Here is a 25,319-nt window from a genome sequence, read left to right on the forward strand (position 1 = left end):
GAATATAATCATTTGCATCAATTAATTCCTGATTCCACCTGTGCCATTAAAAGCAGATAATGTATTAGTGGCCTCTATCAATCTGGTATTCATTATCCTAGAACCTGCTGATTGGGAGTTTGAATGTCTGTCATTGACACCCTCACCACATGTACCAAGCTCTTCGCATCCTACAGCTTCACAATGGATCAATAATGCCTGATTATAATTATCCCATATTTCAAAAACTCCATCAACCTCTCTAAGTGCACCTCTTCGGCTGACTACGTTCAACTCAGCAGTAAGCAATTCTTTAAGGAACATTTCAATTTCCGATTTCCCTACAGGTTTTAGAATTTCCAGGGCTGTTTTGATTTTTTTGTTTCCAAACTGAAAAGGTTCAGTCAACAAGAGTTTTTCGATTTGCTTGAGGAATTCCAAAATTTCTGCCTCAGTATAATCACCCTTGGGTGATCCACAATAGTTTAACTGATCGACCCAATAATCAGTACATTCGGCAGTCCCTTCAACAATTCCTTCTAACAATTCACGGGTAGTTTTTTCTGAATCTATTTCGAATCCAAAATTGATGCAAGATCCATCTGTCTCATCAGTGCAAAAGTGCACGCTCGATGGAGTCGTTGCTTTATAACTGAGTTTAAGCAACTCGTCGGTAGTTTCTACAAAATATTCACCTTTCAAAACCTGGAAAGAAAAAGACCCATCTTCTAGGGTCATTACTGATCCCAAAATTTTATTTGTTGCTTTGTTCTTCAAAAATATTTCAATTTCAGGAATTCCTGATTCAGAGTTTTGCTTGATCCCGTCTGCATTTGCATCAATAAAAATACTGCCACAAATTTCTGTAACACCCTCACAAGGACCCATTATTTTGCATTTTTCTCTTTTGGCATTCCTCGTGATACTGCTTTCGATAACCCCAAGAGGGATATCGCCTACAAAAGTCATAGAAAAGTTTTTACTTTCATCTTTTCCGATTTCAATATTCCAAGTAATCCCTTTTGAATCCAATTTAGATGATTGAACGGGTTCCCATGAGGTAGGAACGCCGGCACATGGGGGGACCTGAAGAAAAAATTTCTCCAAATCTGAAGATTTGCCTGTACCGCTAACTTTATAATAAAATGTTGTACTTGTAACTCCATCTATCTTCTCAACATTTCTTCCCACAAATTCTACATCATAATTGTTAATCCTTGCTTTTTCAAATTCACCCAGCTGATCTGCAAAATACCCGGGTAATTCTACCCTAAAATCTTCCACATTTATATTTCGAAAATTGGCATCAATTTTTTCTATGACGACTTCTTGATTAGAAAACTGACAGCCAGAAATGATTGAAAGTAAAAGTAGAATCAAAAGATTTAGATTATTTTTCATAATGTTTTCGTTTAATCAATGCAGTTAAAAATTTGATTGTTATTTTTTGCTAGTAGGCTTAAAAAGCCCCGGATTTTCTAAAATTCCTTTGGCTTGAAGAATCAAAAACAACCTTATAAAACAAATTTAAGATTGCGAAGAACACTTTTATTGGGATGTAATTCTTTTGAAATTACTGATTTTTTTAAGAAAAAAACCAGTTTCCCAATCCCATAATTGTTATCATTTACCTACTAAAAATTTTCTAAAATTTAATTTGGAGAAATTTAGTACAACATTTCAAAAAAAAATTTTTTATATAACACATTATTATAAATTATAATATATTTTTTATTTAAAAAGTTATATTATTATATTTTGAAACTTTTTCCCGAATCAAAAAAAAAAAGCATTAATTAAGTATAATTCACCTGCCTAAAACTTCAAAAAATCATAAATCAAAAAAAGAAGCTGATTATTTCATCAGCTCCTCTATCTCTTCTGCTTCAATTGGAATTTTTCCCATCAGGTCAAAATACCCTTTTTCCAAGATTAAAATGTCATTTTCGAGACGGATACCAAGACCTTCTTTAGGAATATAAATCCCGGGCTCCACTGTAAATACCATTCCGGCAGTTATGGGTTCATGCATAGTGCCTACATCATGCACATCCAATCCAAGGTGGTGGGAAGTTCCATGCATAAAATATTTTTTGAATGCCGGCCATTTTGGATCTTGATTTTTGATGTCAGTCTGATCGATCAGTCCCAATCCCAACAATTCAGACTGCATGATCAGCCCCACCTCTTTGTGGTAATCCTGAATGTTGATTCCGGGCCTTAACATATCGGAGGCTTGGTTTTTGACTCTGAGAACTGCGTCATAGACAGCCCTTTGTCTTTTGGTAAATCTTCCATTGGCAGGAATAGTACGGGTCATATCGGCATTATAGTTACCATATTCTGCTCCTACATCAAGCAGGATCATATCACCGTCCTTGCAGACTTCCTTATTTTCAATGTAATGAAGTACACAGGCATTGCTACCGGAAGCTATGATGGGTTCATAGGAAAATCCTTTACTTCTGTTTTTGACAAATTCATGGATAAACTCTGCCTCAATTTCATATTCAGTCACTCCCGGCTTTACAAAAGATAGAATGCGTCGAAATCCTTTTTCGGTAATGTCACAGGCAATCTGTAACTGATCTATTTCCTCTTTTTCTTTAACCGCCCTTAGCTGATGCATCAATGGCGCTACCCTGTGATATTGATGCAGAGGATATCTTTTTTTACAGTTTTTGATAAACCTGGCATCACGTGTCTCGACCACAACAGCCGCCCTCAAATGTTCATTGGCATTCAAAAAAACATGCTCACTCAATGCCATGAGCGTATTGAATAGGTTGTCAAAATTTGAAACCCATTGAATATTCTCAATCCCTGAAGTAGCAAAAGCCTCTTCTTTGGTATACTTATGCCCTTCCCAAACGGCTATATGGTCATTGGTTTCCCGTAGAAAAAGCACTTCTCTAAGATTGGGATCAGGAAAATCAGGACAAATCACCAAAATAGTCTCTTCCTGATCTATGCCTGACAAGTAGAAAAGGTCATTGTTTTGTCTGAATCGCATTGTTCCATCCGCATTGGTGGGCATTATGTCATTGGAATGAAAAACCGCAAGTGACTTTGCCGGTAATTTGGCCTTGAGTTTTTGTCTGTTGTGAATATGGAAAGACTGAGAAAGTGGTTTATATTTCATATACAGGATCTTTAGGGTGACAAAATCGGAATTTTAAATTGAACCAAAAATACCATTTATCCATTGGCTAAAAAAAGACTTCAAAAAGTCTTTTATTTTTGTACTTTGAGGGAAGGAAAACAAAAGAATGCAATATAATCTGAAAGAATTGCCCAACGGCATCCGGATCGTCCATCAGGAAGTCAATCATACCAGGCTAGTTCACTGTGGTTTTGTTCTCAATATCGGGAGCCGTGATGAATCCAAAGAGCAGGAAGGGCTTGCCCACTTTTGGGAACACATGGCCTTTAAAGGCACAAAAAAAAGAAAAGCCTATCATATCATCAACCGATTGGAAACTCTGGGCGGTGAACTTAACGCCTATACCACTAAGGAGAAAATCTGTTTTTATGCGAGTACATTGAAAGAACATTTCGATAAAGCTGCCGAGCTGCTTTGTGACATTACTTTCAACAGTACGTTTCCAAAAAAACAGATAGATAAAGAAAGGCAGGTTATTTTGGAAGAAATGGCCATGTACCGAGATTCTCCTGATGATTCGATTCAGGATGATTTTGATGAAATCATTTTTGAAGGACACGCTTTGGGAAGGAATATCCTTGGCACGGAAAATACCGTCAAAAATTTTACCCAGGAGGACTTTTTCGGGTTTCTTTCTTCCAGACTTGATACCACACAAATCGTTTTTTCGGTGGTGGGTAATGTCACTTTCCAGAAAGTACTCAAGGAAGTTGAGGGTTTTCTTTCAGATATTCCAACAAAAAGAAGTCTTTACATCCGAAATGGATTCTCCAATTATAATCCGAAAAACAAAACAGTAGAAAAAGAAATCACACAGTCTCACTGTGCCATCGGTCAGCCTGCATATTCTATGTACGATCCCCGACGGTTCAAATTGTACCTTCTGAACAATATCTTGGGAGGGCCAAGTATGAATTCAAGACTTAATCTTGCTTTGAGGGAAAAACATGGATATGTCTACAGTGTGGAATCACATTACCAAACTTATTCTGATACGGGATTTATAAGTGTATATTTTGCCACTGAGCAAAATAAAGCCAACAGGGCAAGAAAATCCGTGCTCAACGAGATGGAAAAACTTCGCACAAAAAAGCTTGGTACCATGCAACTCCACATGGCCAAAGAACAGGCGATCGGACAAATGGCCATGTCAGAGGAGAATTATGCCGCATTGATGCTTGTTTTTGGCAAAAACTTATTGGATAAAGGGAAAATTGACTCCTTGGATACTATCTTTGGAATCATGAGAGAAACCACTGCCGAAGAGTTGATCGACATTGCAAACGAGGTTTTTGACCCAGCCAAGCTCAGCTTTCTTAATTACATTCCTGCTTGATATGGAGTTTATTGCACCCGAATTATTGGCTTATTGTGAAGACCACAGCAGTATAGAGGATGAACTCCTTCAGCATGTCAAGCGTGAAACATTCGCCAAAGTACTGATGCCAAGAATGCTGTCAGGACATCTTCAGGGCAAAACATTGGAGCTTTTAGTCAAAATGCTTAACCCAAAAACAATCCTTGAAATCGGTACATATACAGGTTATTCAGGTATTTGCCTCGCAAGGGGTTTAGGCAAAAACGGGAAACTCATCACCTTGGATATCAATGACGAGCTTGAAAAAATGGTAAGGGTATTTTTCGAAAAATCAGGACTATCCTCCAAAATCGACTACAGGCTCGGCAATGCTTTAGATATCATCCCGAAAATAGAAGGGAATTTTGATATGGTGTTTATTGATGCAGATAAAGCAAATTATATCAAATACTATGAACTTGTCGTTGAGAGGGTTAATCCCGGAGGAATCATCCTCGCAGATAATGTCCTTTGGTCAGGCAAAATCTTGATAGAGGAAGGTAAAAAAATCGATAAGGACACTCAAGTGATACTGGATTATAACCTGATGGTTCAAAATGACCCAAGAGTTGAAAATGTATTACTTCCCATCAGAGATGGATTGATGCTGGCAAGAAAACTATGAAACAAAATATAAGTCCCCTATTCAAAGCTGCTTTTTTATTAATTCTGACATTTTTTCCGACTTTCTTGGCATTGGCCCAAGTACCACAAGTTCCTTCGGAGCTTAGATTTGCTGACCTTACTATCAAAATCAATGAACAGGCAAGGCGTGAAATACAAAGCGATGTAGATGCACTCTACCGCAATCCGACTTATTTTAAGGTCAAAGCGGAAAGGGTTAATCTTTACCTTCCGATAGTGGAGCGCGAATTAAGAAATGCCGGTGTGCCAACCGATTTCAAATACCTGGTCATTCAGGAAAGCAGCCTTATTGCCGACGCCGTTTCTACATCCAATGCAGTCGGTTTTTGGCAATTCAAGCAAGGAACTGCAGAAGAAGTTGCACTTCGGGTAGATGGACAAATCGACGAAAGGAAAAACATAGTCGCATCCAGTCAGGGTGCTGCAAGGTATCTTAAAAAAAACAATGCCCCTTTTGATAATTGGATGTGCGCTTTGGTCGCCTATCAAATGGGTCTTGGAGGTGCAAGGTCTTATTTTGGGACAACATACAACGGAAAGAAAACTGTAGAAGTAGACAGAAATTTTCATTGGTATTTCAAAAAATTTTTAGCCCACAAAATCGCATTCGAAGCCCCGACTGTCATGTTGGCAAGCAATAACGGTATTCTGGAAGAAGTACAGGTACAGGGACCAACATCCTTAAAAGCCTTGGCACCTCGGCTTGGTGTGACCGAGGATCACCTCAAAGAATATAACAAATGGACTGCAAAAGGAAATATCCCGGATGACAGACCTTATTCTGTGCTGTATATTAGAGAAAACACCCCAAGACCACGTCAGGCAGTTGCGCAAAGTCAACCGACGAATTTGCCTTCTATTCCCGTATCAACAGCTGAGGTTAAAAAATCCGACTTCCCGAAAATCACTGGGGATGCTCAAAAGGCCACCCAACCTAATCAAATCAAGGTAAATAATATTGATGGTATAAAAGCAGCTTCAACTACAACTTTGGATAATTTCAGTGAAAAAGTCGGGATCAAAGAAGCAAAGCTAAGACGTCTCAATGATTTGGATAAAACAGACAAAATAGAAGCAGGGCAGTACTATTATACGAAACCAAAAAAGACCAAAGCCGATGCTGAAACCCATATAGTCCTTCCCGGAGAAACCCTTTGGTCCATTTCACAAATGTACGGAATCAAACTTTCGGCATTAAAATCCAAAAACAGAATCAATGATGAAAGAGAACTGAAAGCTGGGATGATCCTAAATCTCCGTGATTTCCGGCCTAGAGGTGAAGCTATTCCAACAGTCCCGGCGACTGAATACAGAAAAATCATTGCTAACCAGGGAAATAATTCAGTTCCTTCTAATTCCAATTCACAACAGCAAAACAGGTTTGAAAATAATCCTCCTGTTTCTTCGCCTTCCAGTTCCCAACCCAACAAGAAAGTTACCCACACTGTTCAAGCAGGTGAGAATCTATTTAGAATAGGACAAAAGTATGGAGTCACCGTAGAAGAAATCAAGAAATGGAATAAGCTCCCAGATAATAATATTAAAGTTGGCCAAAAGCTTATTATCGATAAGCCTTAAAGCCTTTACTTAAGTATTTTGACCCATGGTGAAAAAATTTTCGATATTCTTTTTGTTATACTGCTGTTCAATTTGGGGGTTAAAAGCCCAAGATAGACTTCAGCTAGCAGATACCCTGCTGATAGACGGAGACACAATTATCATGTTGGGCGACTCCATTATTTTCAAACAGGAGGTCAAGCCTGTTTATTGGAAAAAAGGGGGGAACTTCAACCTGAGTATTCAGCAGGTCAGCCTTTCTAACTGGAATGCGGGGGGATCGAGCAATCTTGCTTGGAATACGGCTTTGGTTTTGTTTGGGAATTATAAAAAAGACAAGATCATTTGGGATACCAAGCTGAATATCAATGTGGGCTTTAATAGGCAGGCGGGAAGAAGCTATCCTTCACGCAAAACAAATGATAATTTTATTTTCATAACCAAATACGGTCGGGAACTGACTGAATCCTGGTTTTTGTCAACCCAGCTTGATGCCAGGACACAATTGCTTGAGGGCTTTAGATATTTTAGGCCATCAGGTGCAGAGTTGGATTCAAGGTCAAAACTATCGGACTTTCTAGCACCTGCATATATCCAATCCTCCACAGGTTTGAACTATAGGAGAGAATTCAAAAACAAAGACAGGATTTCCCTGATTGCCTCACCTTTTACAGGAAGATTTACTATCGTCATGGATGACTCATTGAGTAATGCCGGGGCTTTTGGAGTGGTTCCGGGAGAGTTGGTATTGCCTGAAGCAGGGCTGTCTTTTGGTTCTACCACAGACATTCAACTTTATGAAAATATTCGCTGGAGAGCAGATTTAAACCTTTTTACCAATTTCGAAAGTTTGGGAAATTTCGTAGTCAACCTCAATTCTGTTGTCTCCATGCGAGTGAATAAATTTATTACCACAAGGATAGAAACAATTCTGATTTATGATGAAAAGGTTTTTATCCAGCAGGATTCCGGACCTCCCAAGCAAGCGATTCAGCTCCAGAATATGTTCAATTTTGGAATAGGACTGGATTTCTAAAAGTCTGTTTCCAAACCAAATCTTTGCTTCAAATCCTTCAATGCAGGCGATTTTTCAAGCAAATAGTTCAGCTTGTCTGTACTTGTATAGAGTTTCCTTTTACCATCATTTTCCTCCTCTTTGATAATCGCATCTAAATGAATGCTATAATTATTCAGCTTTCTCCTCAAGATTTGAAGAATATCAGGTTTGATTTTTTGAAAAATTCCTTCTTGAATTTCTCCATTGAGTTGAAAAATGATTGTTTCATTTTCTAACACCACAGGCTGCTTCAGAACTGTCATTTCAAGACTACGGTGTTGTGATTTGTAATCCTCAATGATTTCATTGATTTCAGATTTTAACTTGGCAAGGTCAAAAATCTCAGCGAGTTGTTCTGATGGTTTGGTTGGCTTTTCTTCTACATCTACTGTTACCATGGCCACTACTGTCGATTTTTGCTCAATAGCTACTTTGGCAGAACCAATACTCGTGGGAATGGATAGGGTTTTTTGGACAGGAGTTTTCTTCGCTGCAAAAGTATTTGTTTCTTTAAAAAGTGGTGTTGCTGAATTTTTTAAGTTTTCCTGAGGGACCTCAATCAGCCTTTTTTTTTTGAATCCTCCTGTGCCAAAGCCGCCAAAGTAAGTGCTTGAGGCAATTTTGACATTTTCATCAATGCCAATTCAACATGCAACCTTTGATTCTTGCTCGCCTTATATTGAATATCGCATTGATTACAGATGTTTAACGCAGACAACAAGAATGAAACGCTTGCCTGCTGGGATTGCATCAAGTACCTGTCTCTTGCTGATTCGGAAACCTGAATGAGATCAACCGTCGCAGGATCCTTGCATACCATAAGGTCCCTCAAATGCTCCGAAAGACCCACAATGAAATTGTTCCCGTCAAATCCTTTTTTCAAAATCTCATCGAAAATCAGGAGCACATTTGATATACTTCCTGCAAGCAATGAATCTACAACCTTAAAATAATAATCGTAATCAAGAATATGGAGGTTGCTGATGGTTTCCAGATAAGTCAATCTGTTGCCTGATGAATAAGTCACAATCAAATCAAACATTGAAAGTGCATCCCTCAATGCCCCATCCGCTTTGGTTGCAATAAGTCTCAACGCCTCATCTTCAGCATCAATTTTTTCTTGCTCCGCGATATATTTGAGATGCAAAGCAATATCGTTGATAAGGATTCTGTTGAAGTCAAAAATCTGACATCGCGATAATATCGTAGGGATTACTTTGTGTTTTTCTGTAGTGGCTAGAATGAAAATAGCATACTTGGGTGGCTCTTCAAGTGTCTTCAGAAATGCATTGAACGCTGCATTGGAGAGCATGTGCACTTCATCTATGATATAAACCTTATATAATCCTTGCTGTGGGGCGTAGCGGACTTGTTCAACCAGGTTTCGGATATCATCTACAGAGTTGTTGGAGGCAGCATCCAGTTCATGGACGTTAAATGATGCATTGTTATTAAAGGCTAGGCAGGAATCACATTGATTACAGGCTTCGAAATCTGAAGTCCTGTGTTGACAATTGATGGTTTTGGCAAGTATCCTTGCGCAGGTTGTCTTTCCTACACCTCTAGGTCCACAAAATAGAAAAGCCTGGGCCAGATGGTTGTTTTTGATCGCATTTTTTAGCGTAGTCGTAATGTGCTGCTGTCCTACTACACTATTAAAATCGGAAGGCCTGTATTTTCTGGCTGATACTACAAAATTTTCCATCGCCGCAAGATATAAAATAATTGGAATTCAGAGCTTGACTGCCGAATTGTTATTTGAGGTTTTTTTTATAAAATATTCATTTTGTAGGGGTTAATTTTAGAATTGGAAAATTGAAAAATTACAAATTCCATTTTAGGCAGCTTTCTAGTTAATATTTACTTCTTATTCCAATCACTAGGCCCAAATATCCTGAAGATCATTGTCATAGTTCTCGTTTCTTGATACCTTGTACTTAAAAAATTCCCTCCGTGGAACCATTTTTACACTATATTTGTCTCCCATTACAGAAAAATGGGGCTGACCGGTTTTGACAGTAGGTGTAAGGACTGGGCTCGCATGCAGGCCGGAGTATGTACGGCCTTGAATAATTCATACGAACATAACTGGCGAAACTTCTTACGCCATGGCTGCATAATCTAACCCTTCGGGGACAAGATAACGCTTAAAGGGTTGAGCCTCGATAGATGCTCCCCGGCCACATCCCGCAACCCCCCGTCCTTTCGGGGTTGAATCTGGGGTGTCGAAATGATCGGACTAGTATCGGCAATGCTACTAAGCCGGTGCGAAATCTAAGTAGCTAAGCAGTGGATAGGTGTGTCATCCAGCAGTATACTGACGAAAACCCAACAGATGACTAAGCATGTAGACGGTACGGTGTTTCCCTATCTGGACGCGGGTTCGAATCCCGCCAGCTCCACAAAAAATGAAGCCTTCCTCTGACCTCTTGTAAGGATTCGAGGAAGGCTTTTTGGATTATTCTCTGAACAACAAAGAAAATGAAAGTTTAAAAAATCACCCACTAAGGCTTATATTTTTAGAATAACAAGGCGCTTTTGATGCCCTGTGCCAATTTTGTGCTAAAGGAACTATAAAGTTCCTTTTTCTGATCTTTTTGAATCGAAAGAAAAGAAGTCCTGTTGCGGATGACTTCCCAAGCATTGTCTTTTGCTTCTCTTTCACTGCCTGCCAAGGTCTGGATTTGGAACTCAATACCATTGATTTCCAATTTGATTACATACTTTACCATTTTTTCCAAATTTTAATTTAAAACCTAAAAACTTTTAATTCTTAATGACAGTCTTATGACTGTACCTTCAACTTGCGATTGATCTTGTAAAGCGTTATTGTTGATACAAATTACATTTTTATATATTTAAAAAACAAATTTTTGCTAAAAAATATTTAAATAAAAACGAAAAACCTGAAAAATAGCAGGATGTAACCTTATACCTAACCAAAAGAATGTCCCATAAAAGCCAAAAAAAAAAGGTTTGAGAAAGGGAAATTCCCTGTCTCAAACCCGAATCCCAAGCTCAATCTAATCTTAAACTCCGAAGTAGGTGTTTAATTCCTCCGACATGAGTGCTTTCTCATTGAGATCTTTGATTACTTTCCCTTTTTCCAACAGAACAATCCTGTCGCAGATTTCAGTCACATGGTTCAAATCATGGCTCGAAATCAAAAAAGTAATTTTTGAATTTTCCTTGGACTGAAGAATCAGTTTCTTTAGTCTGTTTTGTGAACTCGGATCAAGATTTTCAAACGGTTCATCCAAAAGCACAACATCAGGATGCCCCATCAAGGCAGCAGCGATGCCAACCTTTTTGAGGTTGCCTTTGGAAAGGTCACGGATGTATTTTTTCTTGCCTAGAATCTCATCATTAAAAAGCTCTTTAAAGTTTTCAAGATGAAGCTTCAAATCTTCTTCGGACAGCCTGTAAATCTTCCGCAAAGTCTCAAAATATTCATCCGGAGTCAGGTAAGACAACAACATGTGTTCATCAAGATAGGCACCAACCCTGCTTTTCCAATCCTCGCTTTTGCTTACATCGTTGCCTTCAATGGTTACTTTTCCGGCTGATGCACGGACAAGGTCAAGCATAATTCGAAAAAGTGTTGTTTTGCCTGCACCATTGTTTCCAACCAACCCAAAACATTCTGATTTGGGAATTTCCAATGCTTCTACATCAAGCACTACTGCTTCTTTGTATTGTTTTTTAAGTCCTTCTACCTTGATCATAATTCTTGTCTGAATGAAGATGATATTTCGTATCTGTTTTGTAAAACTTTATCAATTGAAATCTTGGATAAATATGGAAATGCCAAAATCCCGGCTATTCCGACTATCCCTAATGCCAATAAGCCCGCATATTGACTGACCAAAAGCGCAAAGGGAAGGTAAATGACATAAGGAGCCCCAATCATCGGGATGATCATCAGGAATTGGGCAATGCCAACGCCTTCATAATTGAACATCGCACCTTTATTGAGGTCCATTGGTTTTGGTTTCCAAAGGGAAAGGTAAATCACCAAATGCATGATGACTCCCATATTGAAAAGGAATGTGGCCACATGAATCAACAAAATGTCCCAACCAAAATAAACATATGGCACAGAAGCCAATAGGCAAAGGCAGGAGGTCACAGCAAACAAAAGATATTTGCCTTTAACAAGTGCCTCAACTCCTGTTCTTTTTTGGAGGAAAAAATCAAAATTGGCTGAATTCCAACTTAGGAATAGCTGCCCATACTGAAGCATAAAGATCCCTGTGATAAATGAACCTACAAATACAAACATGTGGCTAAAACCCGTCTCGGATTTGTATGCAGGATTGGTATAGAAAATCAGCCCGTAAAGCAGAAAAAATCCCGCCAACATCAGGTAAGTCCGGCTTTTTTTATGTCTGATGATCAGCTTCCACTCGAGGTTTGCCAATTCGCCGGCAAGTCCAAATCTCGAAAATATTCCTAAATCCTGATTGACAAAGCGGACATTCTCCTCTTGAGTGAGATCTTCTAAATAGGCGTTATTAAAATAATAAGCATAGGCCAACCTGTATGTAACCAAAAACACCACCCCAAGCACCGCCACCGGAATCGGGGTAGTCAACGACCAATCAAATATCGGTTTGATCAGACTTCCCAGATTGTACCATCCGTAATAGGTAGAACCCGCACCGATCAATAACAACGCGAAAACCGCCCCGATCCCGATTAGGCTATCTTCAAATTTTTGCTTGAACCACAACATCAGCCAATGCAGCGACCAACTTGTAAACAGGATACAAAACAGCCAAGACCAAGCTGCACCAGCCCCAAACCTCGGAGCAACTTCCTGAATTGCAAAAGGAGTAAATAACAAAGGTGTGATCAAAGTCAAAGGTGACACGAATGACCTTCCCAAGAGGAAATGGATAATGTTACTCTTCTTGATTGGGAGATGAAGAAACCGTTCCAATTCAATGACAGGTAGCTTTTGTACAAAGTACCTGTACATAAATTCGAAAAGGAAAAAGTAAACCAACGCTCCACTCAATGTCGCATATGCATCGGAACTTTCGAAACCTTTCTCTATGATCGGCTTCAGGAATAGCCCGAGCATTACTACATAGGAAAGAAGCAAAAGAGCCATAAATGCCAAAAATATAGCCACCAAGGCACTTTTGGCAAATGACGTGGACCGGATGGTTTTCAATAACTCCAAACGGATCAGTTCTAAAACCATAATGGATTGAATAAGGGTTAAAAGATAAATAAATGTAATTTTGGTTTTGAATATAGGTAAAAGTAACCAAGCCTATAAACCAACCAAAATTTAATTGACCAAATGAGGGAAAATATACAGGAAATAGGATTTTTCGATATAGTACAAGGAAGAAGGTCAGTCAGGATTTTTGACCAAGTGACACTTTTTGACCACCAAATTGTACAGAAATGCCTTGAAGCAGCCACACTTGCACCCAACAGTTCCAATATGCAGCTGTGGGAATTTTATAGAATTCCTGAAACTTCCATGCTCAAAGATCCCATTTCCCGACTCTGCATGAATCAAAAAGCGGCTACTACAGCGCGAGAACTAGTAGTCATCGTAACCCGAAGAGACAAATGGAAAAGCAGGGCTGCGGCCAACCTTTCTTACATTAGGGAAACTTATAAAAACTCCCCCGGCAAAAAACAAAAGCAGGCCGAAGCCTATTATGGGAATCTCATCCCAAAGTTATACTCAAAATACCCTTTGTGGTCGCTGACCAAACAAATCATCGCTTGGTTTATGTCATTGAAAAGACCCATGGTCAGGGAAGTAACCGAATCAGATGTACGGGTGTCTGTGCACAAAAGTGCAGCCTTGGCTGCCATGACATTCATGTACGCTATGAAGGCTGAAGGCTATGACACTTGTCCTATGGAAGGCTTCGATTCGGTGCGGGTCAAAAAACTTTTGGATTTACCTAAATCAGCTGAAATAAATATGATCATAGGCTGTGGTAAAGGATTACCTGAAGGGGTTTATGGAAAGAGATTCAGGGTGGCAAATGATGAAGTGATTTTTGAAAAGTAAGCCAATTCTTTTCAATACCCATACTTACCCTTCCACTTCTCTTTCAGGTATTTTCTCAATTCATTTTCCCGGGCATTGTTTCCAGGATCATAAAGCTTGAGGTTTTTGATTTCATCTGGTAAAAATTCCTGCGTCACAAAATTCCCTTCATAGTCGTGTGAGTACTTGTATTCTTTGCCATAATTAAGATCCTTCATCAGTTTGGTAGGCGCATTGCGGAGATGTAGCGGAACAGACAGGTCCCCTTTTTCCCTGACCAAAGCTTGGGCCTGATTGATGGCAAGGTACGCGGCATTGCTTTTTGGCGAGCTTGCCAGATAAGTGACACATTGGGAAAGGATAATCCTTGCCTCGGGGTATCCTATGATTTTGACAGCTTCAAAGCAATTAGTAGCCAAAAGAAGTGCATTTGGATTGGCATTGCCGATATCTTCTGAAGCCAAAATCACCAACCTCCTGGCAATAAACTTTACATCTTCGCCACCATCGATCATTCTCGCCAACCAATACACAGCCGCATTTGGATCCGAACCGCGAATAGACTTGATAAAGGCCGATATTATATCATAATGCTGTTCGCCTGATTTGTCATAGAGCGCTACTTTCTGCTGAGCTATCTCGGTGACAATGTCATTGGTTATGACACAGGGATCCTGGTTGATCCCATCTATGACTATTTCGAGTAAGTTCAAAAGCTTACGGCCATCACCTCCCGAAAGCCTGAGTAGTGCTTCTGTTTCTTTAAGTTCAACTTTTTTCTTTTTGAGGTCAATATCCTTATCCAAAGCCTGCTTGACCATCGCTTCCAACTCGGATCTTCCGAGGGGATTGAGGGTAAAAACCTGACACCTTGACAAAAGGGCAGCATTGACCTCGAATGAAGGGTTTTCGGTGGTAGCTCCAATCAGTCTGATCGTTCCCTTTTCGACAGCCCCCAAAAGAGCATCCTGTTGGGACTTGTTGAACCTGTGGATTTCGTCAATAAAAAGCACAACACCAAGTTGAAATTTTGCTTTGTCGATAACCTCACGGATGTCCTTTACTCCCGAACTCACAGCGCTCAGCGTATAAAAAGGGGCTTTGATTTCATTGGCAATGATATTGGCGATGGTGGTTTTGCCCACCCCCGGGGGTCCCCACAAAATCAGAGAAGGCACATTGCCGCATTTGATCGCTTTATGCAAAAAAGAACTAGGCGAAGAAAGGTGCTCCTGACCGATCAGGTCTTCCAACCTGTGGGGGCGCATTCGTTCGGCTAATGGGATTTGATTCATTTAATTTTTCAAAAGCTGTAAACAGAAAGCAAAATGTCTAAATCTCATTGACGAGCTTTTTCATTTTCTCTAACCCTGTTTTGGCTACGGTCAGAGCATCTTGTTTCCAATAATCCTGGTTGAAAAGCTCAAGCGAAAGTACCTTATTTCCACCCATATTTTTCAGATCTCTCAGTATCTCTTTCATTGGGGCAGCCCCATCTCCGGGATAAACACGGTCTTTGTCTGCCTGATCTTCCCTTGGAATGGACGCTACAAAATCATTCATATGGAAGATTTCGATGGCCGATCCGTTAAGCATTTTCAATCCATCATACCCCGATCCTCCCCTAAAGAGATGATACACATCGGGCAGAATCCTTGTATCGGGATCATTGGCTACCGCTGCCACCATCAAAACCTGGCCCAAATGGTGAAAAAATGGAAATGCTCCCCAGAACTCCAATTGAGGCATAACTCCTGTTTTCCTACCCAAATCCAATAAAGCTTTGTACCGTCCTCCTGCCTTAAAAAGGTCCAAAGGGGCTGACACGCCGGCTGCAGGTGCTGCCACCCTTGTACATCCTAAGGAAGCCAAAAGCTCCATTTCCTGTTCCATTTGAATCATCCCGGCTTTTCTCTTTTCCTCATCATCTACCATCCAAGGGGCAAATCCAATGGCGTTTTCAAATTTCAATCCTGAGTCAGAAATATATTTTTTCAAACCAGCCGCTGAATTTCCTGCTGATATATATTCCTGAATATCCCTGATCCATAATTCTACACCATCATATCCAGATTTAGCAGCGATATCCAAATACCCAATCAATCCAGGTTTTTGACCCATGATGGTACTTGTATTCAAACAAAAACTGAATTGGCTTTCTTTTTTCTTTTTTTGATTTGCTTCCAAAATGCCAGCGGTTGCAAACAAACCTGTTGTCAATCCGAGGGTCTTAAGAGCGGTTCTTCTTGTAGTCATATAGGCAAACGATTGATTGGATTATTTCAAGAATTTTAAAATTCAGCAATTATGCTTAAAAATAATGTACCATATCTATAAAAATTTACCTTTTGTATAAATCCTAAATACTTCTGTTTTCACCGTGTTTTTTTTATATATATTGATTTCCAATTATCATTACTCCCAATAAAAACCTATGAAATCCTATTTTTTTCTTCTCGCTTTCTGCGCTTGTCTTGTCTCAAATCTCAAAGCACAGTCGTCTCAAGAATTAGAAGATGCCTACAAGGCAAATATCCCACTCCACCAGGAAATAGTAAGCGGCGGATACTATGTAGATCCGCCCCAAACCATAGAAGGATACCCTTATTTTAAATCGAAAAATTTTGAATACGGGAGCCTCACTATCAATGGACTGACTTATGAAAATGTCCCTTTGCTCTATAATACATTTACAGACGAAGTGATTACTTTTCATCCTGTCCATAAACAAAAAACATTGATCAAGACCGACAAGATAGATGGCTTTACCCTACCTGATAAATTCAAATTTATTCGGATTTGGGATAATCCTGAGTATAGTCACCACGGAAAGGGATTTTATGAATTGGTCGAGGAAGGAAATAAAGCTAATCTGTTGTGCAAATTCTTCAAAACAACCAAAGCCAAAAGAGAAATGAGTCAATACAGCAGTATTTTTTTAGAAAAGTCAGATTTTTTGATCCAACATGGAGAAAAGATTTATCACATAAAAAGTAAGGGACAAGCCATCTCTATTTTGGGGCTAAACAAAAAAGAAATTAATCGCGGTGCCAAAGAAAAAAGCCTGAATTATCGAAATGACCGCCGAAGTTACTTGTCTTTTTTGGTAGCATCATATAACCAATCTGCACATGAATAAGCTTTTGGCATTGCTCGTTTTTTGTGTGATTTGTTCCATTCCAAGAGCCTGGGCTCAGGAGATCAAACAAAGTGAGGAAAGGATTTCTGGATTATTTCCGGGTTTAAGTTTTGAGCGATTTGCTCTGCAAATAGAATCCCAAACTTCCTACAAGTTTTATTTTTCAAAAGAAGATGTGGCTGATTTGGTCATCAATATCAGCGCAAAGGACAACACCATCGAGCAGGTTCTTTCAGGAGTATTTGAAGGAACTGAACTGAAATATCATGTGGATGAAAATCACCGGGTTTTTATCAGCAAAGGAACCGCACTAGACACTTCTTTACCCAAGGATTTTTTTTCAAGGGTATCAGAACTGGAAAAGGACAGTATTTTAAGGCAGTCTGACATTGACAGGGCTTTTTCCAGAAATAAGCTTTACGTCATAGGAAAGCCGGACAATTCAGGAAAAACAGAGGCTGTTCTGAGAGGAAAGGTCACAGGACTGGAAACGGGTAATCCTGTTTTTGGAGCAGTGATTTTTGAAAAAATCAATTATACCCGCGCCATTGCCAATCAGGACGGTCAATTTGAAATCAAACTCCCAATCGGAAGACATACCATTTTCATCCAAAATCTTGGTGGGTTTGTGGAACAACGTCAGATAAGCCTTCAAGGCGACGGTGTGTTGGATGTAGCCATCGAAGAGAATATCATCTCCCTCTCGGAGGTTACCATTTCTTCAGAAAAAATGACCAACATTTCCCGTCCGGAGATGGGCGTTCAAAAACTGAATATGGAAACCATGAGGCAAATTCCAGCCATATTGGGAGAAGTGGACATCATCAGGAGCATTTTGACCCTTCCGGGAGTGCAGACTGTCGGGGAGGCTAGCGTTGGATTCAACGTTAGAGGAGGCGCTGCCGACCAAAACCTGATTCTGTTCAATCACGCCACGATTTACAATCCTTCACACTTATTTGGTCTGTTTTCCGCATTCAATCCTGACTTGGTGGAATCTGTAGACCTCTACAAAGCAGGTATTCCTGTCCAATATGGTGGAAGGCTCTCCTCAGTTTTGGATGTGCATGCCAAATACGGCAATGATGAAAAAATTACCGTTCGGGGAGGAATCGGATTGCTGACAGGCAGGATTTCGGTGGAAGGCCCTGTTGGGGAAAAAACGACTTTTGCACTTGGGGCAAGGTCTACGTACTCTGATTGGCTTTTGGATATTTTGGAAGAAAACACCGATTTCAAAGATGGTAGGGCAAATTTCTATGACTTAAACCTCAATGTTTCCCATAAGCTGAATGACAAAAACATCATCAGGTTAAACACCTACGGGAGTAGTGACAGATTTGCATTTGACCGGGATACTACCTTTATGTATCAAAACCGAAGCATCAATTTGGGTTGGACCCATTACTTCAGTGACCGGTTGGAAGGCGAATTTGTAGCGGGTAGAGACCATTACCAATTTGGTATTGAAGGCAGAGACAATCCGTCCAATGGATACAATTTCGGATTTGGCATCAAACAGGATTTTTTCAAAGCCAATTTCTCCTATGAATATGACTTGAGACATACTTTTACTTTTGGACTCAATACCATCAGATACCGACTAAATCCGGGATTCATCGAACCTGCAGGTGCAGAATCCATTGTCGTTCCCGAGGAAGTAAATCCCGAACAGGCCCTTGAGACTTCCATCTATATCGGAGACAATTTCGAAGTGACAGATGAATTTTCCATCAATTTCGGGATGCGTTACGCTGTTTACAACTATCTCGGACCCAATACTATCCGGGAATATAAACCGGGTTTGCCAATATCACCACCCAACTTAGTCGGTGAAACGACTTTCAACGGAGGGCAAACCATCAAAACTTACAGCGGTCCCGAGTTCAGAATCTCTGCTAGGTATAGCCTCAACAATATTTCCTCCATCAAAGCAGGATACAATACCAACAGGCAGTTTATCCATTTGCTGACCAACAATGCCGCCATTGCACCGACTGACATTTGGAAACTGAGTGATCCAAATATCCGCCCACAGTGGGGAGATCAGGTTTCTATCGGATACTATAGAAATATCAAAGTAGATAAATTTGAGTTCTCGGTGGAAGCTTATCATAGGTCAATGAAAAACCTCATCGATTTCCGGTCAGGCGCATCCCTGATTTTGAATAATGCCATTGAGCAAAGTGTCCTAAGGACAGAAGGACGGGCATATGGTGCGGAATTTTTGTTAAGAAAAAACACCGGAAAGCTTAATGGGTGGATCAGCTATACTTACTCTCGGTCTTTGTTGAGAACTGCTCAGGATGAAATGGCCGAGAAAATCAATGGAGGAGAATGGTATCCTAACAACTTTGATCAACCTCACAATGCTGTCTTGGTTGGAAATTATGCTTTGAGCAAGCGCTTCAGCACTTCCATCAATGCCAACTACAGCACCGGAAGACCTATCACATTGCCAGTTGCCAAGTTCAATTATGGGGGTTCGGAGCGGGTTTATTTCTCAGATAGAAATGCTTACAGGATTCCGGATTACTTCAGAATTGATTTCTCCATCAACATTGAGGGGAACCATAAAGTCAGAAAACTCGCCCATTCATCCTGGTCAATCGGAGTATACAATCTTCTTGGAAGAAGGAATCCTTACTCGGTATATTTCACTCCTGTCAACGGAATTTTACAAGGGTATCAATTATCCATTTTTGCTGAACCGATTCCATTCATTACTTATAATTTCCGAATCTGATGGGAAAGAGGTTATCCTATGTTGTAGCAGTTTTGTTGCTTTTTTTGTGGGGAAGCTGCCGTGACCCCTTTGAACCTGAAGTGACCAATGCGGATATTGCAATCCTTGTAGTAGAGGGATACATAGAAACAAATGGAGAAGAATCCACCATCTATTTGAGCAGAACCAACCCGATAAGAAGTGATTCTGTTGCACTACCAGTGATCGATGCTTCTGTATTTCTGATTTCCAGTACAGGGGAATCGTGGTCTTTCAGTGAAACTGATTCCGGAACCTATTCCTATTCAGGTTTCTTTGATACTGACAATACTTACCAATTGGGGATCAATCTTCCCAATGGCAAACAGTATCTTTCCGACCCCATAAAGCCTATTGTCACTCCTGAGATAAATGAGCTGAATTTCTTGAGAGATGAAGCGGGTGTCGAAATATTCATCAGTACCAAAGGCACGGATGAAGCCCAATACTTCCTTTGGGATTATGAGGAACATTGGATTTTCAGACCTGGGGTGATTTCATTCCTCAAATTTGAAGGAGGGCAGGTTGTCAGAAGAGAACCTGATGAAAGAATTGACCTCTGTTGGAACAGTAACATTTTCCCAAAAATCATTCTACAGAATTCAGCCCGTTTTGAAGACAATACCATCATCCAACGTGAACTTGTCAGAATACCAAACGAGTCTGAAAAATTGACCCAAAGGTATAGCATCAAGGTCAGGCAAAGAGCCATAGACCAGGCTACTTATGATTTTTGGGAAATTTTGAGAAAGAACTCTGATGATATCGGGGGCATTTTCAGTCCCCTGCCCTCGCTGATTGGGGGTAACATCAAAGCTGTCAACCCAGGTGATGAGGATGCCATTGGATATGTAAGCATGGGCCAATCTGCCAGCCAAAGGATTTATATTGATTATGAAGATGTACAGCCTTGGAGAGTTTTTATACCAGAATATGAATTCTGCTTTGTACTTCCTGATACCATTCCGCCCAATGAAGCGGTGACAGCATTTAACAATATTGACAGGGTACCGGCAAGGGAGGTCTTTGACGGGATGTTCTTTCTTGGATATCGTGCATCTACCAAACAATGTACAGATTGCACGCTGCGTGGAAACAATAAAGCGCCTGATTTTTGGGAAGATTGACAGTCCTTAAATAAATAATTAAAGAGGTTTTAAGTGAACAGAAATATTAAACATGTTATCAAAAGCCTAGCTTTGGCAATCCTATTTTTATCAGGATGTAGAGATCCCTTTGACCCTGAGGTGACTGACCAAGACCTTGCTGTCCTAGTGGTAGAGGGATTTATTGAAACAGGCGGGGAAATTTCAGAAATCACATTAAGCAGGACTAATCCAATCCGTAGTGGAGAAAGCTTCAGGCCTGAGTCAGGTGCAGCGGTATTTCTTAGATCAGAATCAGGTGAAGAGTGGCCTTTTCAGGAGACCCAAACAGGAGTTTATACTTTTTCAGGATTTTTTGATCAGGAATTAAATTACCAATTGGGGATCAACCTACTTAATGGCCAAAGATATCTTTCAGACCCGATGAGCCCAATCATCACTCCTGAGATTGAAGAACTTGGGTTTTTGAATGACCAAGAAGGAGTAGAAATATTCGTCAGTACAAAAGGCAATGAGGAAGCCCAATATTTCCTTTGGGATTATCAAGAAGACTGGATTTTCAGACCCGGAGTCAGAAGTCAGTTTTTTTTCAATCCGGCAACAAAAGATGTAGAATTTAGAAAAGCTGACCAGAAAATAGACCTCTGCTGGAAGTCAAATTTATTTCCGAAAATCATCTTACAGAACGCCTCCCGATTTGCAGATAATACCATTCTTCAGAGGGAGTTGGTCAGGATACCAAAAAGGTCGGAAAAATTGACCGAACGCTATAGTATCAATGTACGTCAAAGAGCAGTAAACCAGGAGACTTACGACTTTTGGGAGATTTTGAGAAAAAATTCTGATGATATCGGCGGGATTTTCAGTCCATTACCCTCACTTATCAGGGGTAACATCAAATCTGTTGATCCCAATGGGGACAATGTAATCGGAATAGTCAGTATGGGGAAATCGACGTCCAAAAGAATCTATATCAATGCAGCAGATGTGGCACCTTGGCCATATTTTATAGAGGAATATGAATTTTGCAGACTAGACCAAGACACTGTTCTTATTTCAGATTATGAAAGGGAGTTCGCATCCGGTGCAAGAATACCTGTCATTCCGGTTGTGGTGGTGACCACTACCATCGGATTTAGAGCTGCAACAAAAGAATGTACTGACTGTACTTTGAGAGGAACCAACATCAAGCCTGATTTTTGGGAAGATTAATATTCAAAAAATGACACCAAAGAAATTGATTGCCCTTCTGTTCTTTATTTTCACAGTGATGCCCAAGATAAGTTGGGGCCAAACCAAGGTGGAAGAATCTGTATTTGCCCATATTTCCAAAAATATAGCGGTCACGGGTGAAACGATTTGGTTTTCTATGTCCGCCATGGATATTGATCAAAATTTTTACTCGAAAATCGGCTATGCTGAATTGGTGGACAGAAACGGGATAGCTGTACATCAAATAGTTTACCCCATGCAAAACGGTAAGTCTGACGGATATCTTGAAATACCCAAAGACCTGGAATCAGACCATTACATTTTGCGATTCTATACACGAATCAGCCCAAAGATGAGCCAAAATGGTGTTTTCAACCAATTTGTCACTGTCATCAATCCAAAAAAACCAACCAAGTCCAAGGCTTTGGTACAAATAGGAGGAATTTACCCATCCATAAAGCCTTCAACTTTGGGTCAAGAAGAGATGGTTTCTTTTCCAAAAAAATCAAGTACTCGGCTTGATCTTTCCAATTCAAATTTGGGGAAAGTGTCCTCGATTTCTATATCTATATCAAATCCATTCTTGCCAGAAACCCTTTCAGGCTATTACCAAGGCGAGATTTACCAGGATATCGACAAAACCTTGGAACTCATTCCTGAACCCTATGGGCATATTGTCCACGGAAAAAATTTGAACTCAGAGATTGATACTACAGAAACTTTTTTCCTATCGACCCATGGCGTTCAATCATTTTTGAGTTCCGCCAAACCCAAGGAAAACGGAGATCTTTATTTTGAAATCGGGGCATTGAAGGCCTACAAATACCTGATAGCACAATCTTCAGACATAGAAAAGCAGCTCAATTTCTCTCCTGAATTGCCTTTTTTGCCTTTGGTCTTCAAAAAGGATTTTGTATTTCCAGAACTGAAATTAGAAGAAAAAGATAGGGATTTTATTTCTGATTTGATCACTGCAGGACAGGTTAGCACCTATTATTACTCCAAAGACTCTGTGGAGTTTGCTCCTATTGTGATCGGATTTGATGCTGACAAAACCTATTTACTGGACGATTATACCCGGTTTGAAAACCTTGAAGTCACACTCCGGGAGTATGTGCCGGAAGTATTGGTGAGGAAGCAGGACAAAAAAACCTTATTTAAAATACTAAACAGCCCCTTGGGTTCTGTTTTTCAAGAAAATCCGTTGATCATGATAGATGCCATGCCGGTTTTTGATACCGATGCACTGGCAGCTTTCAATCCTGTGAACCTCAAGAAATTGGAGGTAATGACCCGTGAATTTTCTTTCAATCAGGATAAATATTCCGGCGTGATGAGTTTCACCTCTTTCAAGAATGATTTTGGGAGTTTTCAATTGCCTTCCAATGCATTATATCTCAACTACCCTGAAATCCAAAAAATAAAAAAACCCAAGTCAATCCATTTAAATCAAAACCCGACTGAGTCAAGTTTTCCGGATTTCAGGAGCACTTTGTATTGGGAAACTTCATTGAATTTGAAGGATTCTATTCAAATCTTTAGCTCAGAAATATCAGGGGATTTTGAAATCATCGTAGCCACCCTAGAAGAGAATGGCAAGATGAACTTTTTAAAAAACAGACTCAAAATTCAAAATTAGGTTTCCTTTTTTGTCAGTTCCTTATCCAAAAATTCCTGTAACCGGGCTTTATAAAAATTCATGTCATTGCTTTGCGAAGGAGCAAGTGATTTTTTTTCAGGGAAGCTTTCCATATGCATGGTCTGGGTAGGAAAGGCGAACCTGACTCCCAAAGAATTGGCAAGGTTGATTATCTGAATCAATATTTCGTGACGACATTTTAATTCCTCCTGCCAGGTAGGAACCTGAAAAAAAATGTAAAACATAATGTCAAGACTATAGCTTGAGAGGTTATTAAAGTAGATATTGAATACATCCTTGCGGGTATCTGGATGAGCTTCTACTATTTTTCTCAATCCCAAAACAAAAGTCTCTATCAAATCAGAAGGCGTATCATAAGTGATAGTCAGGGTGCAATAAAATCTCCTGTACTGCCTTAGTCCATGGTTATCAATGGTAGCATCGGCTATTTTTCCATTGGGTATATACATCACCGAATTGCGAAAAGTCCGGATTCTGGTAGATCTAAATCCCACCTCTTCGACAGTTCCGTCCACTTCACCTGAAGTAATCCAATCCCCCACCTGAAATGGTCGGTCGATGAAGATCATGATAGAACCAAAGAAATTTTTGATGGTATCCTGTGCAGCCAAGGCAAATGCAAGACCTCCAATCGATAGCCCTGTCAAAAACGGAACTATGTCGATTTCCAGCCCATCTTTCAACACAAACAAAGTACCTACAATGATAACAAGCGTTTTGAGGGATTTCCTTAAAAGAGGAACCAACTGGTCATCAAGATTTGATTCTGTCTTTTCCGCAAGTTTTGAAAAATACATGGAAACGATATCCGCAACCTTATAAAAGACAATGGTGATCACCAATGGTTTTGCGACATTTAGGATTTTTATCAACCATGATACAAATTCAGCAGGAAGCTGAAGTACCCTGATAAACAAAACTGAAAAAACAATGATCAGGTAAATGCTCATCACCTTAGCCACAGGCAATAAATATTTTTCACCCAGGTATTCATATCCAAACCTCTGGAGAAAATAAAGCAATCCTTTATCCAAAACTACTGTGAGCAATTTATGGGATAAAAAAAGGAGGAATACCAAAATAAAGATCCCTGCCAACTGCCAAAAATGTATTCCAAAGTAGACTTGGGTTCCAAGTTTGGGGAGGAGATTAAGCAGTCTGCCTGTGCCATAAGGGTAAGTCTCATGGTAAAGTTTATCTATTTGAGAGACTGTTTGGGAGCTGAATTTCCATTCTTCTCCCTTTTTTTCAAGATAAATCTGAGGAAAATGTCTGGAATCGAAAAAATATTTGGATTGGTTGTTAGCCAGTGAATCTGTGAAATCAGGGTCATCGGGAATTTGTGAAAAATTTAGAATTATGCCATTTCCCTCAAATATTTGCTTGAGCCGGACAGCTAATTTTTCCGTGTCAATATTGTTGTTTTTACCGATTTCCAAAGCCTTGGATGCGTCTTCAGGACTGTAATTGACCTCATCCAAATGGAAGAAAAAAAATAGAATTGTGCTGTATGGTGTACTTAGATCAGGTTCTTCGCCGTTTTGGGCATATTTTGAATCCCAAAGTTCCTTTAAAGTTGTTTGGGCTTTTAATCCTGAGAAATAAAAACCCATTAAAAAAATCAATATTCCAAACTTTCCTGCTTTAATCATTTTTGT

The 25,319-nt window shown here is 39.8% G+C and carries 21 protein-coding genes and 1 other RNA gene; 12 read left to right on the forward strand and 10 right to left on the reverse strand.

Annotated elements, in window-relative coordinates; all coding sequences use genetic code 11:
• Window positions 1-21: 21 nt before the first annotated feature.
• Complete coding sequence (locus tag NK987_RS11035; protein WP_259263893.1) at window positions 22-1,380, reverse strand: SdrD B-like domain-containing protein; 1,359 nt, start codon at window positions 1,378-1,380, stop codon at window positions 22-24.
• 454 nt (window positions 1,381-1,834) lie between these two features.
• Entirely contained in the window at window positions 1,835-3,121 is a 1,287-nt protein-coding gene (locus NK987_RS11040; RefSeq protein ID WP_259263894.1) for an aminopeptidase P family protein, read from the reverse strand.
• Window positions 3,122-3,248: 127 nt separating this feature from the next.
• Between NK987_RS11040 and NK987_RS11045 the strand changes: the two genes are divergently transcribed.
• The 4 genes from NK987_RS11045 to NK987_RS11060 are packed head-to-tail and all read left to right on the forward strand — an operon-like array spanning window position 3,249 to window position 7,737.
• Window positions 3,249-4,478, forward strand: a complete 1,230-nt coding sequence (locus NK987_RS11045; protein WP_258424988.1) for a M16 family metallopeptidase — start codon at window positions 3,249-3,251, stop codon at window positions 4,476-4,478.
• A gap of 1 nt (window position 4,479) precedes the next feature.
• On the forward strand, window positions 4,480-5,124 hold the full coding sequence (locus NK987_RS11050; RefSeq protein ID WP_259263895.1) for an O-methyltransferase: 645 nt from the start codon (window positions 4,480-4,482) through the stop codon (window positions 5,122-5,124).
• Window positions 5,121-6,722, forward strand: a complete 1,602-nt coding sequence (locus NK987_RS11055) for a LysM peptidoglycan-binding domain-containing protein (RefSeq protein WP_259263896.1) — start codon at window positions 5,121-5,123, stop codon at window positions 6,720-6,722. Before NK987_RS11050 ends, NK987_RS11055 begins: the two co-directional genes overlap by 4 nt.
• A 25-nt stretch (window positions 6,723-6,747) precedes the next feature.
• Window positions 6,748-7,737, forward strand: a complete 990-nt coding sequence (locus tag NK987_RS11060) for a DUF3078 domain-containing protein (RefSeq protein ID WP_259263897.1) — start codon at window positions 6,748-6,750, stop codon at window positions 7,735-7,737.
• Here the strand turns inward: NK987_RS11060 and NK987_RS11065 are convergent.
• Entirely contained in the window at window positions 7,734-8,156 is a 423-nt protein-coding gene (locus NK987_RS11065; protein ID WP_258424992.1) for a hypothetical protein, read from the reverse strand. The genes NK987_RS11060 and NK987_RS11065 overlap by 4 nt on opposite strands.
• On the opposite strand from NK987_RS11065, the gene NK987_RS11070 reads away from it, so the two are divergent.
• Window positions 8,155-8,307: a hypothetical protein gene (locus tag NK987_RS11070; RefSeq protein ID WP_259263898.1), complete on the forward strand. Its 153-nt coding sequence runs from the start codon at window positions 8,155-8,157 to the stop codon at window positions 8,305-8,307. The two genes, NK987_RS11065 and NK987_RS11070, sit on opposite strands and share 2 nt — an antisense overlap.
• Before the next feature lie 10 nt (window positions 8,308-8,317).
• Here the strand turns inward: NK987_RS11070 and NK987_RS11075 are convergent, their stop codons facing one another.
• Window positions 8,318-9,463 carry a DNA polymerase III subunit gamma/tau gene (locus NK987_RS11075; protein ID WP_258424993.1) on the reverse strand — a complete coding sequence of 382 codons (1,146 nt, stop codon included), beginning with the start codon at window positions 9,461-9,463 and terminating at the stop codon, window positions 8,318-8,320.
• 293 nt (window positions 9,464-9,756) lie between these two features.
• On the opposite strand from NK987_RS11075, the gene ssrA reads away from it, so the two are divergent.
• Window positions 9,757-10,163, forward strand: a transfer-messenger RNA (tmRNA) gene (ssrA, locus tag NK987_RS11080).
• A 114-nt stretch (window positions 10,164-10,277) separates the two neighbouring features.
• Here ssrA and NK987_RS11085 read toward each other — a convergent pair.
• The 3 genes from NK987_RS11085 to NK987_RS11095 form a co-directional block, all read right to left on the reverse strand.
• Window positions 10,278-10,490: a hypothetical protein gene (locus tag NK987_RS11085; protein WP_113925085.1), complete on the reverse strand. Its 213-nt coding sequence runs from the start codon at window positions 10,488-10,490 to the stop codon at window positions 10,278-10,280.
• A 297-nt stretch (window positions 10,491-10,787) separates the two neighbouring features.
• Window positions 10,788-11,483: an ABC transporter ATP-binding protein gene (locus tag NK987_RS11090; RefSeq protein WP_259263899.1), complete on the reverse strand. Its 696-nt coding sequence runs from the start codon at window positions 11,481-11,483 to the stop codon at window positions 10,788-10,790.
• Window positions 11,480-12,967 (reverse strand): DUF5687 family protein, encoded by a 1,488-nt coding sequence (locus NK987_RS11095; protein WP_259263900.1) that lies wholly within the window; start codon window positions 12,965-12,967, stop codon window positions 11,480-11,482. The genes NK987_RS11090 and NK987_RS11095 overlap by 4 nt, the downstream gene beginning before the upstream one ends.
• Before the next feature lie 102 nt (window positions 12,968-13,069).
• Here NK987_RS11095 and NK987_RS11100 point away from each other — a divergent pair, with 102 nt between their 5' ends.
• Window positions 13,070-13,801, forward strand: coding sequence for a nitroreductase family protein (locus NK987_RS11100; protein WP_258424996.1), 732 nt, complete (start codon window positions 13,070-13,072; stop codon window positions 13,799-13,801).
• A gap of 11 nt (window positions 13,802-13,812) precedes the next feature.
• On the opposite strand, the gene NK987_RS11105 is transcribed toward NK987_RS11100, so the two are convergent.
• The gene (locus tag NK987_RS11105) at window positions 13,813-15,075 is read right to left on the reverse strand and encodes a replication-associated recombination protein A (protein ID WP_259263901.1); all 1,263 of its coding nucleotides are present in this window, start codon (window positions 15,073-15,075) and stop codon (window positions 13,813-13,815) included.
• 37 nt (window positions 15,076-15,112) lie between these two features.
• Complete coding sequence (locus NK987_RS11110; protein ID WP_258424998.1) at window positions 15,113-16,036, reverse strand: sugar phosphate isomerase/epimerase family protein; 924 nt, start codon at window positions 16,034-16,036, stop codon at window positions 15,113-15,115.
• Window positions 16,037-16,214: 178 nt separating this feature from the next.
• On the opposite strand from NK987_RS11110, the gene NK987_RS11115 reads away from it, so the two are divergent.
• Genes NK987_RS11115 through NK987_RS11135 form a run of 5 tightly spaced genes read left to right on the forward strand, consistent with a single transcriptional unit; the run spans window position 16,215 to window position 23,640 of the window.
• Window positions 16,215-16,919, forward strand: a complete 705-nt coding sequence (locus tag NK987_RS11115) for a hypothetical protein (protein WP_259263902.1) — start codon at window positions 16,215-16,217, stop codon at window positions 16,917-16,919.
• Window positions 16,912-19,665 (forward strand): TonB-dependent receptor, encoded by a 2,754-nt coding sequence (locus tag NK987_RS11120; RefSeq protein ID WP_259263903.1) that lies wholly within the window; start codon window positions 16,912-16,914, stop codon window positions 19,663-19,665. Before NK987_RS11115 ends, NK987_RS11120 begins: the two co-directional genes overlap by 8 nt.
• Entirely contained in the window at window positions 19,665-20,810 is a 1,146-nt protein-coding gene (locus tag NK987_RS11125) for a DUF4249 domain-containing protein (RefSeq protein ID WP_258425001.1), read from the forward strand. Before NK987_RS11120 ends, NK987_RS11125 begins: the two co-directional genes overlap by 1 nt.
• Window positions 20,811-20,843: 33 nt before the next feature.
• Window positions 20,844-22,001 (forward strand): DUF4249 domain-containing protein, encoded by a 1,158-nt coding sequence (locus NK987_RS11130; RefSeq protein ID WP_259263904.1) that lies wholly within the window; start codon window positions 20,844-20,846, stop codon window positions 21,999-22,001.
• A 10-nt stretch (window positions 22,002-22,011) separates the two neighbouring features.
• Window positions 22,012-23,640: a hypothetical protein gene (locus NK987_RS11135; RefSeq protein WP_259263905.1), complete on the forward strand. Its 1,629-nt coding sequence runs from the start codon at window positions 22,012-22,014 to the stop codon at window positions 23,638-23,640.
• Here the strand turns inward: NK987_RS11135 and NK987_RS11140 are convergent.
• Entirely contained in the window at window positions 23,637-25,313 is a 1,677-nt protein-coding gene (locus tag NK987_RS11140) for a mechanosensitive ion channel family protein (RefSeq protein WP_258425004.1), read from the reverse strand. The genes NK987_RS11135 and NK987_RS11140 overlap by 4 nt on opposite strands.
• Window positions 25,314-25,319: the final 6 nt, after the last annotated feature.

The sequence above is a fragment of the Aquiflexum gelatinilyticum genome (assembly GCF_024813435.1).
GTDB lineage: Bacteria > Bacteroidota > Bacteroidia > Cytophagales > Cyclobacteriaceae > Cognataquiflexum > Cognataquiflexum gelatinilyticum.